The 15,262-nt window shown below is 73.3% G+C and carries 13 protein-coding genes and 1 pseudogene; 6 read left to right on the top strand and 8 right to left on the bottom strand.

What is annotated here, in order from left to right; genetic code table 11:
• Nucleotides 1-9: 9 nt before the first annotated feature.
• Together ACGF3A_RS30455 and ACGF3A_RS30460 are read right to left on the bottom strand one after the other, a co-directional pair.
• Nucleotides 10-390 (bottom strand): histidine triad nucleotide-binding protein, encoded by a 381-nt coding sequence (locus ACGF3A_RS30455; RefSeq protein WP_393733600.1) that lies wholly within the window; start codon nucleotides 388-390, stop codon nucleotides 10-12.
• 11 nt (nucleotides 391-401) lie between these two features.
• Nucleotides 402-1,121 carry a hypothetical protein gene (locus tag ACGF3A_RS30460; RefSeq protein ID WP_393733601.1) on the bottom strand — a complete coding sequence of 240 codons (720 nt, stop codon included), beginning with the start codon at nucleotides 1,119-1,121 and terminating at the stop codon, nucleotides 402-404.
• Between the two features lie 139 nt (nucleotides 1,122-1,260).
• Here ACGF3A_RS30460 and ACGF3A_RS30465 point away from each other — a divergent pair, with 139 nt between their 5' ends.
• On the top strand, nucleotides 1,261-2,658 hold the full coding sequence (locus ACGF3A_RS30465) for a glycosyltransferase (RefSeq protein WP_393733602.1): 1,398 nt from the start codon (nucleotides 1,261-1,263) through the stop codon (nucleotides 2,656-2,658).
• A complete protein-coding gene (locus ACGF3A_RS30470) occupies nucleotides 2,655-4,397 on the top strand; it encodes an ArnT family glycosyltransferase (protein WP_393733603.1) in 1,743 nt (580 codons plus the stop codon). Before ACGF3A_RS30465 ends, ACGF3A_RS30470 begins: the two co-directional genes overlap by 4 nt.
• On the opposite strand, the gene ACGF3A_RS30475 is transcribed toward ACGF3A_RS30470, so the two are convergent.
• The 4 genes from ACGF3A_RS30475 to hrcA form a co-directional block, all read right to left on the bottom strand.
• Nucleotides 4,339-5,088, bottom strand: coding sequence for a 16S rRNA (uracil(1498)-N(3))-methyltransferase (locus ACGF3A_RS30475; protein ID WP_393733605.1), 750 nt, complete (start codon nucleotides 5,086-5,088; stop codon nucleotides 4,339-4,341). The genes ACGF3A_RS30470 and ACGF3A_RS30475 overlap by 59 nt on opposite strands.
• On the bottom strand, nucleotides 5,085-6,278 hold the full coding sequence (locus tag ACGF3A_RS30480; protein ID WP_393733606.1) for a nitronate monooxygenase: 1,194 nt from the start codon (nucleotides 6,276-6,278) through the stop codon (nucleotides 5,085-5,087). The genes ACGF3A_RS30475 and ACGF3A_RS30480 overlap by 4 nt, the downstream gene beginning before the upstream one ends.
• Nucleotides 6,279-6,481: 203 nt before the next feature.
• Complete coding sequence (gene dnaJ, locus ACGF3A_RS30485) at nucleotides 6,482-7,615, bottom strand: molecular chaperone DnaJ (RefSeq protein ID WP_393733607.1); 1,134 nt, start codon at nucleotides 7,613-7,615, stop codon at nucleotides 6,482-6,484.
• The gene (gene hrcA / locus ACGF3A_RS30490) at nucleotides 7,616-8,632 is read right to left on the bottom strand and encodes a heat-inducible transcriptional repressor HrcA (RefSeq protein WP_393733609.1); all 1,017 of its coding nucleotides are present in this window, start codon (nucleotides 8,630-8,632) and stop codon (nucleotides 7,616-7,618) included.
• A 204-nt stretch (nucleotides 8,633-8,836) separates the two neighbouring features.
• On the opposite strand from hrcA, the gene ACGF3A_RS30495 reads away from it, so the two are divergent.
• On the top strand, nucleotides 8,837-9,610 hold the full coding sequence (locus ACGF3A_RS30495; protein WP_393733611.1) for an MBL fold metallo-hydrolase: 774 nt from the start codon (nucleotides 8,837-8,839) through the stop codon (nucleotides 9,608-9,610).
• Nucleotides 9,611-9,639: 29 nt separating this feature from the next.
• A complete protein-coding gene (locus ACGF3A_RS30500) occupies nucleotides 9,640-10,473 on the top strand; it encodes a DUF3097 domain-containing protein (RefSeq protein WP_393733612.1) in 834 nt (277 codons plus the stop codon).
• On the opposite strand, the gene ACGF3A_RS30505 is transcribed toward ACGF3A_RS30500, so the two are convergent.
• Nucleotides 10,454-11,017, bottom strand: coding sequence for a Uma2 family endonuclease (locus ACGF3A_RS30505; protein WP_393733613.1), 564 nt, complete (start codon nucleotides 11,015-11,017; stop codon nucleotides 10,454-10,456). The genes ACGF3A_RS30500 and ACGF3A_RS30505 overlap by 20 nt on opposite strands.
• A 139-nt stretch (nucleotides 11,018-11,156) precedes the next feature.
• On the opposite strand from ACGF3A_RS30505, the gene hemW reads away from it, so the two are divergent.
• Nucleotides 11,157-12,380 carry a radical SAM family heme chaperone HemW gene (gene hemW, locus ACGF3A_RS30510; protein ID WP_393733614.1) on the top strand — a complete coding sequence of 408 codons (1,224 nt, stop codon included), beginning with the start codon at nucleotides 11,157-11,159 and terminating at the stop codon, nucleotides 12,378-12,380.
• Between the two features lie 268 nt (nucleotides 12,381-12,648).
• Here hemW and ACGF3A_RS30515 read toward each other — a convergent pair whose 3' ends face one another.
• Nucleotides 12,649-14,505, bottom strand: coding sequence for a SpoIIE family protein phosphatase (locus ACGF3A_RS30515; RefSeq protein ID WP_393733615.1), 1,857 nt, complete (start codon nucleotides 14,503-14,505; stop codon nucleotides 12,649-12,651).
• A 504-nt stretch (nucleotides 14,506-15,009) separates the two neighbouring features.
• Here ACGF3A_RS30515 and ACGF3A_RS30520 point away from each other — a divergent pair.
• A pseudogene (locus ACGF3A_RS30520) lies at nucleotides 15,010-15,123 on the top strand (hypothetical protein); the annotation flags it as partial.
• Between the last annotated feature and the right edge of the window lie 139 nt (nucleotides 15,124-15,262).

A 15,262-nucleotide genomic window follows, 5' to 3' on the forward strand; every position in this document is an offset into this window, starting at 1 on the left:
TCCGGTCCGTCAGCCGGGGGGCCATTCGAGGCCGCGGCCCCCGAGGACGTGCGCGTGGACGTGGAAGACCGTCTGGCCCGCGCCCGCGCCGGTGTTGAAGACCACCCGGTAGCCGGTGCCGGGGCCGCCCTCGCGTACGGCGATCTTCTCCTGCGCGGCCACCTCGCCCGCCTCGCGCAGCACGTCCGCCATGAGCTGCGGGGACGCGGCGGCGAGCGCGGCGGCGTCCTGGTGGTGCTCCTTGGGGATCACCAGGACGTGCGTGGGCGCCTGCGGGTTGATGTCCCGGAACGCGACGGTCGTCTCGGTCTCCCGGACGACGGTCGCCGGGACCTCGCCCGCGACGATCTTGCAGAACAGGCAGTCCGCCACATCAGGTTCTCCAGCCATGGAACGGGATGCTACCTGTCGGCGCCCGCGGGCTCGTGCTCAGGCGTGGGGTCGCCCCCGTTCCCGTCCTCGTCGCAGCCGCAGGTGGGGCTCGACGTCGGGGTGGGCTTCCCGGTGACGGTCACGGTGACGGGCGGCTTCTCGGTGGGCTCGCTCGGTGTCGGCGTCGAGGTCGGCGGCGGATCCACCGTCTCGGTGACCGTGGGCCGGTCGGTCGGTTCCGTAGGCCGGTCCGTCGGGCGCGTGGTGGTCGGCCTCGGCGGCGCCGTCGTCGTACCGCTCGGCTTCGCGTCGCAGTCGCCCAGCACGCTGGCGCGGAAGAGCGTGCGGTCGCCCGAGGTGGCGACGAGGTCGCCACGTACGCAGCGTCCGCCCTGCTCCTCGGTGACCCGGCCCTTGATGGCCAGCTTCTTACGGTTGGTGGTCTCGCCCTCGCACTCGACCCTGGCGACCTCGTTGCCCTTCGCGGAGCGCGTCGCCGTGGCCGTACCCGTGCCGGGGCGGGTGCCCATGTGGGCCGTGCAGCTCATCCACTGCACCTTGATCCCCGCGTGCTCCAGCGCAGCCGTGCCCGCCTGGTCGGTGGCGAGCGCGACGGAGGCGGTGCTGAGCCCGCCCGCGTCGCCGGGCTCGCAGGCGGCGGTCCCGAGGACCACCGCGGTGACGGCGCCCGCGGCGCCCGCTAATCGCCAGATCCTTCTTGCTCTCAGTTCCCGTCGTACAGCACCCATGCACGGCAGCCTGCCACCGGCCGCGTCCGCCCGGAAGGCTCCCCACGGCCTTTCGACTCCCTTCGGCCGTCTTCCCCGAACGGGTGACGCGGGAGCAAGCCACAGGTCCGCGCCCGGACCGGGCGGAAGGATCGGCTCCGTGTTCACGACCACGCTCACTCTCTTCGTGACCCTCGCGTCACTCACCCTCTTCGGCATAGCCTCGCTCACCCTCTGGTGGCAGATGTACGCCTGGCGGACCCCCGAGACGTACGCGGCCACCCACTTCGCCCCTCCCGACGGGGACCGCGGGCTCTCCTTCTCGCTCCTCCTCCCGGCCCGCCACGAGCAGGACGTACTGGCCGCGACCGTCCGGCAGTTGCTGCGCACGGAGCATCTGCACTACGAGGTGCTGGTGATCGTCGGACACGACGACCCCGGGACCCGCGCCGTCGCCGAACTCCTCGCCGCCGAGGCCCCGGACCGGGTCCGGGTGATCGTCGACCGGCACGAGGTCAAGAACAAGCCGCGCGCGCTCAACACCGCGCTGCCGCACTGCCGGGGCGCGGTCGTCGGCGTGATCGACGCCGAGGACCAGGTCGACCCCCGGCTGCTCACCCACGTCGACCACACGTTCCGCACCACCGGCGCCGACGTCGTGCAGGGCGGCGTGCAGCTCATGAACTTCCAGTCGAGCTGGTACAGCCTGCGCAACTGCCTGGAGTACTTCTTCTGGTTCCGCAGCCGCCTCCACCTGCAGGCCGCCAAGGGCTTCATCCCGCTCGGCGGCAACACCGTGTTCGTCCGCACGCCGCTGCTGCGCGACGCGGGCGGCTGGGACCCCGACTGCCTGGCCGAGGACTGCGACCTGGGCGTCCGGCTCTCCAGCGGCGGCGCCCGTACGGTCGTGGCGTACGACCCGATGCTCGTGACCCGCGAGGAGTCGCCGGGCTCGCTCGTCGCGCTGCTCAAGCAGCGCACCCGCTGGAACCAGGGGTTCCTCCAGGTCTACCGGAAGCACGACTGGGCCGAACTGCCCACGTTCTCGCAGCGGATGCTGGCGCGCTACACGCTGGCGACGCCGTTCTTCCAGGCGTTCACGGGGCTGCTCGTCCCGGTGAACCTCGCGGTCGCGCTCTGGGCGCAGGTGCATCTCGGCGTCACCGCGCTGAGCTTCCTGCCCGCGCTGACCTCCGTGATGACGCTCGTCTTCGAGGGCGTGGCGCTGCACGACTTCGGACGGCAGTACGAGTCCTACGTCCGGCCGTCCGACTACGTGAAGCTGGTGCTGGGCGGGCCCGCATACCAGCTGCTGCTGGCCGCGGCGGCGCTGCGCGCGGTCTGGCGCGAGTGCCTCGGCCGCTCGGACTGGGAGCTGACGCCCCACACGGGCGCCCACCTCCCGCCGGAGGAGACCGCGCCGCCCGTACCCGTACAGCCCCGGCCGCTCCCCTCGTCCGTACCGCTGCCCGTGACGATCCCGGGGCCGCGGAGCGACGCGCCCGACGCGTCGCACGGCAAGCCGCACGGCAAGGTGCGTGAGGGGGCGCTTCCGTGACCGGAGTGACCTCCGTCTCCGCCCCGCCCCCGCCCTCGTCCTCGCCCGCGCCCCCGCCGACCGCCGGGGGCGCGGCACCGTCCGGCGGGGGGCGCGTACGGCGCCGGGTGCGCCACCCCGACCTGCTGCTCTGCGGGGGCCTGCTCCTCGTCCACCTCGTGGTGCACGGCGCCAACCTGACGGGCTTCCCCGAACTCGCCGACGACGAGGGCACGTACCTCGCGCAGGCGTGGGCCGTGCAGCACGGCGAGGGTCTGGCGCACTACACGTACTGGTACGACCACCCGCCGCTCGGCTGGATCCAGCTCGCGTTCCTCACCTGGCTGCCCGCCGCGATCTCCCCCGAGTCCCTCACCGTCGCCCCCTGCCGCGCCGCGCTGGTCGTCGTCGGCGGGGTGAGCGCCGTGCTGCTGTACGTCCTGGCGCGCAGGCTCCAACTGCCGCGCTGGGCCGCCGCGCTGGCGATGGCGCTCTACGGGCTCTCGCCGCTCTCGGTGGAGCTGCTGCGGAAGATCTTCCTGGACAACATCGCGGTCCCCTGGATGCTGCTGGCGTTCATCCTCGCCGCCTCGCCCAGCCGCCACCTGTGGCACCACTTCGCCGCCGGTCTGGCCGCCGCCGTCTCGGTCCTGTCCAAGGAAACGATGCTCCTGGTGCTGCCCGCGCTGCTGGTGACGATGTGGACGCACAGCCACCGCGACACCCGGAAGTTCGCGGTGACCGGCGCGATCACCGCCTGCGTGCTGCTGGGCCTCTCGTATCCGCTCTACGCGCTGCTGCACGGCGAACTGCTGCCCGCCGACGACCGGGTGTCGCTGACCGACGCGCTCGCCTTCCAGCTCACCCGGCCCGGCTCGGGCAGCATGCTCGACCCGGAGTCGGCCGCGCGCCGCACCGTGGGCGCCTGGCTGCAGTACGACCGTGTGCTGCCCCTGGCGGGCGGGGTCGCGGCGGTGGCGCTCGTCGAGACCGCGCGCTGGTCGCGCGCGGCGCGGGCGCTGGCCGGTCCCGCGCTCGCCGTGCTGCTGCTCGCCGCGTCCGTCACGCTGCGCCCGTCCGGCTACATCCCGGCCATGTTCGTCATCCAGGCCCTGCCCTTCCTCGCCCTCTCGCTCGCCGGTACGGCGGCCGTGCTGGCGAAGGCCGTGCTGCGCGCCGGACGGCACCGGATGGAACACGTGTCCGTCACGGTCATCCGGTGGACGCTGGTGGGGGTCCTGGCAGCGGCGGCGTTCTGGTCCGCGGCGCCGCGGTGGGCCGCCGCCGACCGGGACGCCCTCACGACCGACGCGAACGGCCCGTACCGGCAGGCCGCCGCCTGGATGGCCACGTACGCCGAACACCCGCGCTCCGCCCGCGTCCTGGTCGACGACCGGCTGTGGCTCGATCTCGTGCACGAGGGATTCCGGCCGCGCACGGGCGCCATCTGGTTCTACAAGGCGGACCTCGACCCGGCCGTCGCCCGCTCCCTGCGGCACGGCTGGCGCTCCGTCGACTACGTCGTCTCCAGCCACTCGCTCCGTACGGACGCGCCCCGGCTGCCCACCGTCAGCACGGCGCTCGCCGGTTCGACGCGGCTCGCGGTCTTCGGCTCCGGGCCGAAGCGGGTCGAGATCCGCGAGGTGGACCCCGACGCGTTCACGAAGGCCGGGCGCGGCTGGGCCCGGCTCGGCGTGCCCTTCAGCCCCAGCGTCCGGTCCGGGCCAACAGCACCGCCACGGCGGCCGTCCCCGCGGTAGAGGTCCGCAGCACGGTCGGGCCCAGCTTGTACGGCACGGCGCCCGCCGCCTCGAAGGCCCGCAGCTCCTCGGGCGAGACGCCGCCCTCGGGGCCCACGACCAGCACGAGGTCGCCGTCCACGGGGAGTGGGGCGGTGGCCAGCGGCACCTCGCCCGACTCGTGCAGCACCCCGGCGAAGGCGGCGCCCTCCAGGAGCCGCGCCACCTCGCGCGTGGAGGCCGGTTCGGCGACCTCCGGGAACCGCACCCGGCGCGACTGCTTGCCCGCCTCGCGCGCCGTCGCCCGCCACTTGCCCAGCGACTTCAGGCCGCGCTCGCCCTTCCACTGCGTCACGCAGCGCGACGCCGTCCAGGGCACGACCGCGTCGACCCCGGTCTCGGTCATGGTCTCCACGGCCAGCTCGCCCCGGTCCCCCTTGGGCAGCGCCTGTACGACCGTGATCCGGGGACGGGGCTCGGGCGCCGACCGTACGGTCACGACGGTCACGTCCATCCGGTCCTTGCCGGAGACGGCAGCGACGGTGCCGGTGGCGCCCGTACCGGCGCCGTCGGTGAGCACGACCTCCTCGCCCGCGCGCAGCCGCCGTACGGACACCGCGTGCCGCCCCTCGGGGCCCTCCAGCACGAAGGTGTCGCCGGGGGCGAGGGCGTCGAGCCTGCCGGGGTCCGTGACGAAGACGGGCGCGGTCACTCGTGCACACTCCCGCCGCCGGTGCCGCCACCGGTGCCGGTGCCGGTGCCGGTGCCGCCACCGGTGCCGGTGCCGGTGCCGGTGCCGGTGCCGGTGCCGGTGCCGCCACCGCGGACCGCCGACAGCGCGTCGCGCGCGACGGACAGCTCCGCCGCCAGCACCTCCACGAGCTGCCCCGCGGGCAGCGCGCGGGCGAGCCGGTGCCCCTGGCCCGCCCACAGGTTCATGGCCTGCGGATCGCCCGCCTTCGCCGCGGCCTTGCGGATCTCGGCCGTGAGGTAGTGCACCTGCGGATAGGCGGCGGGCGCGTAGGGCCCGTGCTCCCGCATGAACCGGTTCACCAGGCCGCGCGCGGGCCGCCCGGAGAAGGCCCGGGTCAGCTCGGTGCGGGTGAAGAGCGGATCGGTCATCGCCTGCTTGTGCAGCTCGTGCGCGCCGGACTCCTCGCAGACGAGGAACGCGGTGCCGAGCTGCGCCGCGCTCGCGCCCGCCGCCAGCACGGCCGCGACCTGGCCGCCGCGCATCAGCCCGCCCGCCGCCACTATCGGGAGCTGCACGGACTCCTTGACCTGCGTCACGAGCGACAGCAGCCCCAGGCCGCCGCCGGAACCGTCCGACTGCGGATCGTCCTTGTGCGTGCTCTGGTGGCCGCCCGCCTCCACGCCCTGCACGCTGACGGCGTGCGCGCCCGCGTCCTGCGCCGCCTGCGCCTCGGCGACGTTCGTCACGGTGACGACCGTGTACGTGCCGAGCTTGCCGAACCGCTCCAGCACCCGCCGCTGCGGGCAGCCGAACGCGAACGAGACCACGGGGACCGGGTCGTCGAAGAGGATCGCGAGCTTCGCCTCGTACGCGTCGTCCGTGCCGCGGTCGGTGTCGCCCAGCTCTGTCTCGTACCAGGTCGCCTCGCCCGCGAGCTGCTCCCTGTACACCTCCACGGCCGCCGGGTCGGCGGTCGGGGGCTGCGGCATGAAGAGGTTGACCCCGAAGGCCCGGTCGGTCAGCCGACGGACCTGCCGGATCTCCTCGTACATCGCCTCCGGCGTCTTGTACCCGGCGGCGAGGAAACCGAGCCCGCCCGCCTCGCTCACCGCGGCGGCGAGCGACGGGCAGGACGCGCCCCCGGCCATGGGCGCCTGGACGAGAGGATGCTCGGTCAGCTCGGAGAGCGAGGGCAACGCGGTGGACATGCGCTCATCCTGTCACGCGGTGCCGCCCACCGAAGCACCCGTCACCGCGCCCCGCCCCTTACCGCTCAGCGCCGCCTGTTGCAGGCGTCAGCGACCGTTGAACGCGTCCTTCAGACGGGAGAACAAGCCCTGCTGCCCCGGCTGACTCCATCCCCCGGGGGCCACCCCCGGACCCCCGGCCGGAGCCACGCACGCGCACCGCCTCAGCGACCGTTGAAGGCGTCCTTCAAGCGGGAGAACAGCCCCTGCTGTCCGGGCTGGAACTGGCCAGTAGGTCGTTCCTCGCCGCGCAGCTTCGCGAGACGGCGGAGGAGTTCCTCCTGCTCGGGCTCCAGCTTGGTCGGGGTCGTGACCTCGACGTGGACGATCAGCTGGCCACGGCCGCCGCCGCGCAGATGCGTGACGCCGCGCTCGTGCAGCGGGATCGACTGCCCCGACTGGGTGCCGGGCCGGATGTCGATCTCCTCCACCCCGTCGAGCGTCTCCAGCGGCACCTTCGTGCCGAGCGAGGCCGCCGTCATCGGGATGGTGACCGTGCAGTGCAGGTCGTCGCCGCGGCGCTGGAAGGTCGGGTGGGGGTTCTCGTGGATCTCGACGTAGAGATCACCGGCGGGGCCGCCGCCGGGGCCGACCTCGCCCTCGCCCGCGAGCTGGATCCGCGTCCCGTTGTCGACACCGGCCGGGATCTTGACCGTCAGGCTGCGCCGCGAACGGACCCGGCCGTCGCCCGCGCACTCGGGACACGGGGTCGGTACGACCGTGCCGAAGCCCTGGCACTGCGGGCAGGGCCGCGAGGTCATGACCTGGCCGAGGAACGAGCGGGTCACCTGGGAGACCTCGCCGCGGCCGCGGCACATGTCGCAGGTCTGCGCCGAGGTGCCGGGCGCCGCGCCCTCGCCGCTGCACGTGGTGCAGACGACGGCGGTGTCGACCTGGATCTCCTTGGTGGTGCCGAACGCCGCCTCTTCGAGGTCGATGTCCAGCCGGATCATGGCGTCCTGGCCACGGCGCGTACGCGAGCGCGGACCGCGCTGCGAGGCCGTGCCGAAGAAGGCGTCCATGATGTCGCTGAAGTTGCCGAATCCGGCGCCGAAGCCGCCCGCTCCACCGGCCGCCGCACCCGAGGTCGGGTCGCCGCCGAGGTCGTAGACCTGCTTCTTCTGCGGGTCCGAGAGCACCTCGTAAGCGGTGTTGATCTCCTTGAACCGCTCCTGGGTCTTCGGATCCGGGTTCACGTCCGGGTGCAGCTCGCGGGCGAGCCTGCGGAAGGCCTTCTTGATCTCGTCCTGCGAGGCGTCGCGCTGCACGCCGAGGACCGCGTAGTAGTCCGTCGCCACTTACGACTCCGCGAGGATCTGTCCGACGTACCGTGCCACTGCGCGTACAGCTCCCATCGTTCCGGGGTAGTCCATGCGGGTCGGTCCGACCACGCCGAGCTTGGCGACTGCTTCGTCGCCCGAACCGTAGCCGACCGAGACGACCGATGTGGAACTCAGTCCTTCATGGTGGTTCTCATGTCCGATTCGTACGGTCATGCCCGAGTCCTTGGCCTCGCCGAGCAGTTTGAGCAGCACGACCTGCTCCTCCAGCGCCTCCAGGACGGGCCGGATGGTGAGCGGGAAGTCGTGCCCGAAGCGGGTGAGATTGGCGGTACCGCCGATCATCAACCGCTCCTCCGTCTCCTCGACCAGGGTCTCCAGCAGAGTCGCCAGCACCGCGGAAATGGTTCCCCGGTCGTCGGCGTCGAATGCCTCGGGGAGGTCCTGGACCAGAGACGGCACCTCGGTGAAGCGCTGGCCGACCACCCGGCTGTTCAGCCGGGCACGCAGGTCCGCCAGAACCGATTCGCCGATCGGCGCCGGGCAGTCGATCAGGCGCTGCTCGACCCGGCCCGTGTCGGTGATCAGCACCAGCATCAGCCGCGCGGGCGCGAGCGCCAGCAGCTCGACATGGCGCACCGTCGAACGGGTCAGCGAGGGGTACTGCACGACGGCGACCTGGCGGGTGAGCTGGGCCAGCAGCCGCACCGTGCGCCCCACGACGTCGTCTAGGTCGACGGCACCGTCGAGGAAGTTCTGAATCGCGCGCCGCTCCGGGGAGGACAGCGGCTTGACGCCCGCGAGCTTGTCGACGAAGAGGCGGTACCCCTTGTCGGTGGGGATGCGGCCCGCGCTGGTGTGGGGCTGGGCGATGAAGCCCTCGTCCTCCAGCGCCGCCATGTCGTTACGCACAGTGGCCGGGGAGACCTGCAGATTGTGCCGCTCGGTGAGCGCCTTGGAGCCGACGGGCTCCTCCGTGCCGACGTAGTCCTGGACGATGGCGCGGAGCACCTCAAGTCTGCGCTCGCTGAGCATGGCGCACACCTCCCGTCCGGCCGCTCTTCTCGTGTTCCTTCGTGCCACCCCTGGCACTCGCCGCAGAGGAGTGCCAGCTTCCCTGTGCCAGTGTACGGCCGGTCACCACAGCCAGGGCAAGGGCCGCCTGATCGCGTGCGCCGACGCTACCGCGCTCCTCGCCGCACGCGGGCGTGGCTGCCCACGTGCGGTTAGCGTCGTCGTATGACGGCGCATTGGGAAGAGCGGGCGCAGGAACCGGGACGCGGCGACGGCACGCCCGGCAGTACGGTCGGGGAGCGCTGGGAGCGTGTCGCGCCCGGTGTGGCGCGGCGCAGGCTGCCGCGCTGGGACGCCACCGTGGGGGCCGTGACCGGGGACGACGGGGTGCTGGTGATCGACACCGGCTCCTCCCTGCGGGAGGGTGCAGCGCTCCGCGCGGACGTGCGTGCCCTCTGGGGCCGCGCTGTGACGCATATCGCGCTGACGCACCCGCACTTCGACCACGTGCTCGGCACGGCGGCGTTCGCGGGGGTACAGGTGTACGGCGCGGTCGGCATCAGCGAACTCCTCGCGCGCTCCCGGGACTCGCTCCGTGAGGACGCCGTCCGGCAGGGGCTGCCGGAGGACGAGGCGGCGGAGGCCGCGGACGTCCTCGTACGGCCGCACCACCCCGTCTCCGGCGACATGACCGTCTCCCTGGGCGGCGGGCGCGAGGTGCTGCTCGCCAACCTCGGCCCCGCGCACTCGGGCCACGACCTGGTGGTCCTCGTGCCCGGCACGCCGGACGTCGTCTTCTGCGGCGACCTCGTCGAGGAGTCGGGCGAGCCCCAGGCCGGGCACGACGCACACCCCGCCCGCTGGCCCGCGGCCCTGGACCGGCTGCTGGCGCTGGGCGGCGAGGAGGCGGTGTACGTACCGGGGCACGGGGCGCTGGTGGACGCGGCCTTCGTCCGGCGGCAACGGGACGAGCTCGCCAGGAGGTTCGGCGAGGCGTGACGCTCCGCGCGACGTAGCAGAATGACCCCATGCGCAACGACCGCTACAGCAGCCTCAACCTGACACCCCCCTGGAAACGGCAGAAGCCCGTGCCCGAGGTGCCCGCCGAGGTGGATCTCGTGGTGGAGGAGGTCACCACCGGGTTCTGCGGTGCGGTGATCCGCTGGGAGAAGACGGCCCAGGGGCCGACGGTCACGCTGGAGGACCGCTTCGGCAAGCACCGGGTCTTCCCGATGGAGCCCCGCGGCTTCCTGCTGGAGGGCAAGGTCGTGACGCTGGTGCGGCCGGCCGCCTCGCCGGAACCCTCGGGTCCGAAGCTGACCGCCTCCGGCTCGCTCGCCGTCCCCGGCGCGCGGGCGCGGGTGGCGCGGGCCGGGCGGATCTACGTCGAGGGGCGGCACGACGCGGAGCTGGTCGAGAAGGTGTGGGGCGACGACCTGCGGATCGAGGGCGTCGTCGTGGAGTACCTGGAGGGCGTGGACGACCTCCCCGCGATCGTCGAGGCCTTCTCCCCCGGCCCCGACGCCCGCCTCGGCATCCTGGTCGACCACCTGGTGCCGGGCTCGAAGGAGTCCCGCATCGCGGCCGGGGTCACCGGCGACGACGTCCTGGTCGTCGGCCACCCGTACATCGACGTCTGGGAGGCCGTGAAGCCCTGCTCCCTCGGCATCCAGGCCTGGCCCCGCGTGCCGAAGGGCCAGGACTGGAAGACGGGCGTCTGCCGCGCCCTGGGCTGGCCGGAAAACACGGGCGCGGCCTGGAAGCGCATCCTCGGCTCGGTCAGCTCCTACAAGGACCTGGAGCCCGCCCTCCTGGGCCGCGTGGAGGAGCTGATCGACTTCGTCACGGCACCTGCTTCGTGACGGGGAGGGTCTGGAACTCCTCGGTCTCCAGCTTCACCCCGAGCAGATCGAGCGGCACCGACTCCCCGAACGGAGTCCTGCGCTCCACCCGGTAGTCGGCCTGCTCGCCCTTTCCTGACGGCTCGGTCAGCAGGACGCACTCGGCCTTGAAGGGATCGATGATCAGGTATCCGGGAACGCCGCCCGCCGCGTAGAGCGCCCGCTTGGTGACGTGGTCCCGGTGCACGCTGGTCCTGGACACGACCTCCATGAGGAGGGTGACCTCCTCATGGGGCATCAGCCGCCCCGACTGCGGACCCGCGTCACGCGGCAGCACGACGAGATCCGGCTGGGGCTCGCTCGTCTGCGCGAGGAGGGCGACGTCCTGCGTCTGGAGCCGCTTCCACCGGCTCCGGGGAATCTGGTCGACCACAGACTCGACGATCTCGTTGTGGACCAGGTCCGGCCCCGCCATCAGCACGATGTCCCCCCACAGCAGCTCGGCCTTGAATCCCTCCGGTACGTCGAGTTCCTCGAAGGCGTCTATCGCGTGGGAGTGAGCCATCGGGACATCCATTCGTTCGGCTACGGCGGTCATTGCCGGCCCCCTCGCGTGCGCTGCGATCACGTGCGTACTCAGCGTAGCCAGCCGGTGTGACAACGCGCATGCGGACAACGGGCGCGCGGGTGGTGCAATGGAGAGCATGCCCTCCGCACTTCCCGACGGCGAGCCCGTGCCCGGTGACGGGTCGCTCCCGCCCCACGCCCTCGACGGCGCCGCCGACCGTCCGCTCGGCTTCTACCTGCACGTTCCGTACTGCGCGACGCGCTGCGGGTACTGCGACTTCAACACCTACACCGCCTCCGAGCTGGGCGGCACCTCGCGGGACGACTACGCGGCGACCGTCGTGGAGGAGGTCCGGCTGGCGCGGAAGGTACTGGGGGACGACCCCCGGCCCGTCGAGACCGTGTTCGTCGGGGGCGGGACGCCGACGCTGCTGGACCCCGCCGACCTGGGGCGGATGCTGGGCGCGATCCGTGACGAGTTCGGGCTCGCCGACGGGGCCGAGGTGACGACCGAGGCGAACCCGGAGTCCGTAGGGCCCGCCTCGCTCGCGGCGCTGCGGGAGGCGGGGTTCAACCGGATCTCGTTCGGGATGCAGAGCGCCCGGCAGCACGTGCTGCGGGTGCTGGACCGTACGCACACGCCGGGGCGCCCGGAGGCGTGCGTGGCGGAGGCGCGGGAGGCCGGGTTCCGGCATGTGAACCTCGACCTGATCTACGGGACGCCCGGCGAGAGCGACGACGACTGGCGGGCCTCGCTCGACGCCGCGCTCGGTGCGGGCCCCGACCACGTCTCGGCGTACGCGCTGATCGTCGAGGAGGGCACCCAGCTCGCGCGCCGTATCCGCCGGGGCGAGGTGCCCATGACGGACGACGACGTGCACGCGGACCGCTATCTGCTGGCCGAGGAGCGCCTGTCGGCGGCGGGCATGGAGTGGTACGAGGTGTCCAACTGGGCCACCGCGGGCGACGCCGCCGCCCCCTGCAGGCACAACGAGCTGTACTGGACGGGCGCCGACTGGTGGGGCGCCGGACCCGGCGCGCACAGCCACGTGGGGGGCGTGCGGTGGTGGAACGTCAAGCACCCGGCCACCTATGCGCGGGCCCTGGCCGAGGGACGCTCCCCGGGCGCGGGGCGCGAGGTCCTCACGGACGAGGACCGGCGCGTGGAACGCGTCCTGCTGGAGCTGCGGCTCTCGCAGGGCTGCCCGCTCTCCCTGCTGGCCCCTGCGGGCGCCGAGGCCGCACGCCGGGCCCGGGACGAGGGGCTGCTGGAGCCGGAGCCGTACGAGCGGGGACGTGCCGTCCTCACGCTGCGGGGCCGGCTGCTGGCCGACGCGGTGGTCCGCGACCTGGTGGACTAGGGCGTGTCCGGCGGTTCATGGTTGCCCTCTTCTCAGGGCTGGGCAGGGGCTGCCCCACCTGTCCCTCGCAGACCGCGGGTTGTGGACGGTTGCGCGCGCAGTTCCCCGCGCCCCTAGAGGTACGCGGCGCTCCTCGGAGCGCCCTTTAGGGGCGCGGGGAACTACGCGACCGGCCACCGCGCGAGCCGCAGCCCGCCAAGCACAGGCAGGGGCACCCCGGGCCCGGCACCGGCACCGGGCGTGACCGGAGAGCGCCGGGCACGCCCTGTCAGGCCGGGGCCTTCAGCACCAACAGGGCGAGGTCGTCCGTCGGCCTGCCGGGGGCGAAGTCGTGCACCGCGCGGCGCACGCGCTCGGCCGTGCCCGCCGCGTCCAGGTCCTCGCAGCCGCCGAGGACGGTCGCGAGCCCGTCGCCGTCGTCGAACAGCCGCCTGCCGGAACGCCGTTCGGTCACGCCGTCCGTGACGCACAGCATCGTGTCGCCGGGGTGGAGGGTGAAGGACTGGCAGTCGTAGGCGACGTCCGGCATCACGCCGAGCAGGATCTGCGGCAGCGCGGCCACCCGGACTCCCCCGGCGACGTCCCGGATCAGCGGCAGCGGGTGGCCCGCGCAGACCGCGGAGCAGTCGACGCCGCCCTCGTCCTCGGGGCGGAAGGAGAGCTCTCCGTAGAGGAGCGAGAGGAAGCGTGCCTGCTCGCCGATCTCCCGGTTGAGCCGGTCCATGGTCTCGGTGACGGTGAAGCCCTCGCGCGCGAGGAGCCGCAGCACGGGGCGGGCGAGGCCGGTGACCACGGCCGCCTCAGGCCCGTTGCCCTGCACGTCGCCGAGGGCGAAGCGCCAGCGGCCGTCGGGGAGTTCGAGCAGGTCGTAGAAGTCGCCCCCGGCCCAGGCGCCCTCGCCCGAGGGCTCGTAGACGACCGCCGTGTCGAGGCCCGGGATCGCCGCCTCCCCGCTCGGCAGCAGGCCGCGCTGGAGGATCTGGCTGATGGTGGCCTGGCGCGTGTAGCGGCGCGCGGAGAGCACGGCGAGCGCCACCCGGCGCGCGAAGTCCTCGACCAGGCCCATGACCTCGTCCGGGATGCGCAGCAGCCCGGAGCGGCCGATGAGGAGCGTGCCGACGACCCGCCCGCCGACCACCAGGCGGCACGCGGCGGAGGCGCCGCCCGGCGCGGTCGAGGCGGCGCCGGTGGGCCACCGCCAGGGCAGGGCCTGGCCGGGCAGGGAGCGGGTGGTCAGCGCCGGAGGGTCCTTCTGGAGCTCGGCGCGCAGCTCCTCGATACGGTCCTCCTGCGCGTGCCAGACCCGGGCCAGCCGGGGCACGGCGCCCTCGTCCGGGTCCTCCAGCCAGACCGCGCACCAGTCGGCGAACCGGGGCACCATCAACTGGCCCGCCAGGGAGGCCACCTTGTCCTCGTCGGTGTGCCCGGCGAGCAGGTCGGACGCCTCGGCGAGGAACGAGAGCGCGCCGTGGCTGGTCCACTCCGCCGCGGCGTACGGCCGCGTGAGGCGCGGCGCCCGGTGCTCCCCCGGCGCGTACGGCCCGTGCCCCGGCGCGAGGCACGCGCCGTGCCCCGTCTCCGCCCCTGTTCCCGTACCCATCCCCGTACCCGTACCGGCGTCCTCGTCCGCGTGGTACGTGTGCGGGTTCCGCCCCGCCGGCCCCAGCCGGAACCAGACGGTCTTGCGGTCCCTGCGGTAGCTGATCCCCCACTCCTTGGCGAGCGCCGAGATCAACCGCAGGCCGTAGCCGTGCCCCTCGTCGGCGCGCGCGAGGACGGTGCGCGCCGGGTGGCGGTCGGAGACCTCGGCGACGATTATCCCGTTCGCCTGGCGGCACTCCAGGTCGACGGCGGTGCCCGCGTGCACGACGGCGTTCGTCACCAGCTCGCTGACGAGCAGGACCGCGTCGTCCACCAGCATGCCGCGCAGCCCCCACTCGCGGAGCGCGGCCTCGACGAAGCTGCGCGCGGCGGCGGCCGCCAGCGCGTTGCCCGGCAGTTCCGTGCGCGCGCCGCGGACGGTGCCGTCCGGCTCGCGTGCTCCCGGAACGCGTGATTCCCCCTGGAACGCGGAGTCGCCCGGCCCCCCGGCCCGACTGTCCTCTCCGCGCCTCCTGGCTCCCATCCCCACCGTTGCTCCCCAAAGTTCTGCCATTGCGCTCAGCGCAGTAGGGCAAGAGTGACAGACTGGGCGCGCTCATACGCACCGAGTAACGGAAGTGGTGGGAATTGAGCCATGTCTGCCCTGCCTTCCGAGTCTTCCGGACCATCCGTCCCGTCCATCCCCTCCGCGCCGTCCGCCCCGTCCGCGCGGCTTGTCCATCCCGTGCTGACCACTCTGCGGTCGCTGTGCGAGGGGGACTTCCGCGCGCGCGTCGTAGCGGACGACGTATCGCACAGCGCCGTGGAGCCGGACGGTGTCACGGTGGACCACGCGACGGACCACGCGAGGGACCGGGAGACCGGTCAGGAAAGTGTCGATCTCGGCCAGGAACGGGCGCTGGCCGACGCCGTGAACTGTCTCGCGGCCCGGCTCCAGCACCTCGCCTCCGAACTGGTGCGCGTGAAGCTGGAGGTGACCCGGCACGGGCGGCTGGACGAGCGGATCACCGCCAGCCCCGGGCCCGGCATGTGGGCGGACAGCGTGGGCGCGGCCAACGCGCTGCTCGACGCGGTCACCTACCCCATCGCCGAGGCCACCCGGGTGCTCACGGCCGTGGCGGAGGGCGACCTCTCGCAGCGCATCGAGCAGTACGACGGCCACCGTCCCGTCCGCGGCGAACTCCGCCGCCTGGGCCGCACCGTGAACCGCGTCACCGGCCAACTCGCGCTCTTCACCAGCGAGGTGACGCGCGCCGGACGCGAGGAGGACACCGAGAGCG

The organism is Streptomyces sp. NPDC048172, assembly GCF_043202595.1.
In the GTDB taxonomy this organism is placed as follows: domain Bacteria; phylum Actinomycetota; class Actinomycetes; order Streptomycetales; family Streptomycetaceae; genus Streptomyces.

Excerpts from the sequence above, each read along its gene's own strand:
- ACGF3A_RS30455 (WP_393733600.1), bottom strand. The coding sequence starts at position 390 with ATGGCTGGAGAACCTGATGTGGCGGACTGCCTGTTCTGCAAGATCGTC.
- hrcA (WP_393733609.1), bottom strand. The coding sequence starts at position 8,632 with ATGCTCAGCGAGCGCAGACTTGAGGTGCTCCGCGCCATCGTCCAGGAC.
- hemW (WP_393733614.1), top strand. The coding sequence starts at position 11,157 with ATGCCCTCCGCACTTCCCGACGGCGAGCCCGTGCCCGGTGACGGGTCG.
- ACGF3A_RS30495 (WP_393733611.1), top strand. The coding sequence starts at position 8,837 with ATGACGGCGCATTGGGAAGAGCGGGCGCAGGAACCGGGACGCGGCGAC.
- ACGF3A_RS30505 (WP_393733613.1), bottom strand. The coding sequence starts at position 11,017 with ATGGCTCACTCCCACGCGATAGACGCCTTCGAGGAACTCGACGTACCG.
- ACGF3A_RS30480 (WP_393733606.1), bottom strand. The coding sequence starts at position 6,278 with ATGTCCACCGCGTTGCCCTCGCTCTCCGAGCTGACCGAGCATCCTCTC.
- ACGF3A_RS30515 (WP_393733615.1), bottom strand. The coding sequence starts at position 14,505 with ATGGGAGCCAGGAGGCGCGGAGAGGACAGTCGGGCCGGGGGGCCGGGC.
- ACGF3A_RS30500 (WP_393733612.1), top strand. The coding sequence starts at position 9,640 with ATGCGCAACGACCGCTACAGCAGCCTCAACCTGACACCCCCCTGGAAA.
- ACGF3A_RS30460 (WP_393733601.1), bottom strand. The coding sequence starts at position 1,121 with ATGGGTGCTGTACGACGGGAACTGAGAGCAAGAAGGATCTGGCGATTA.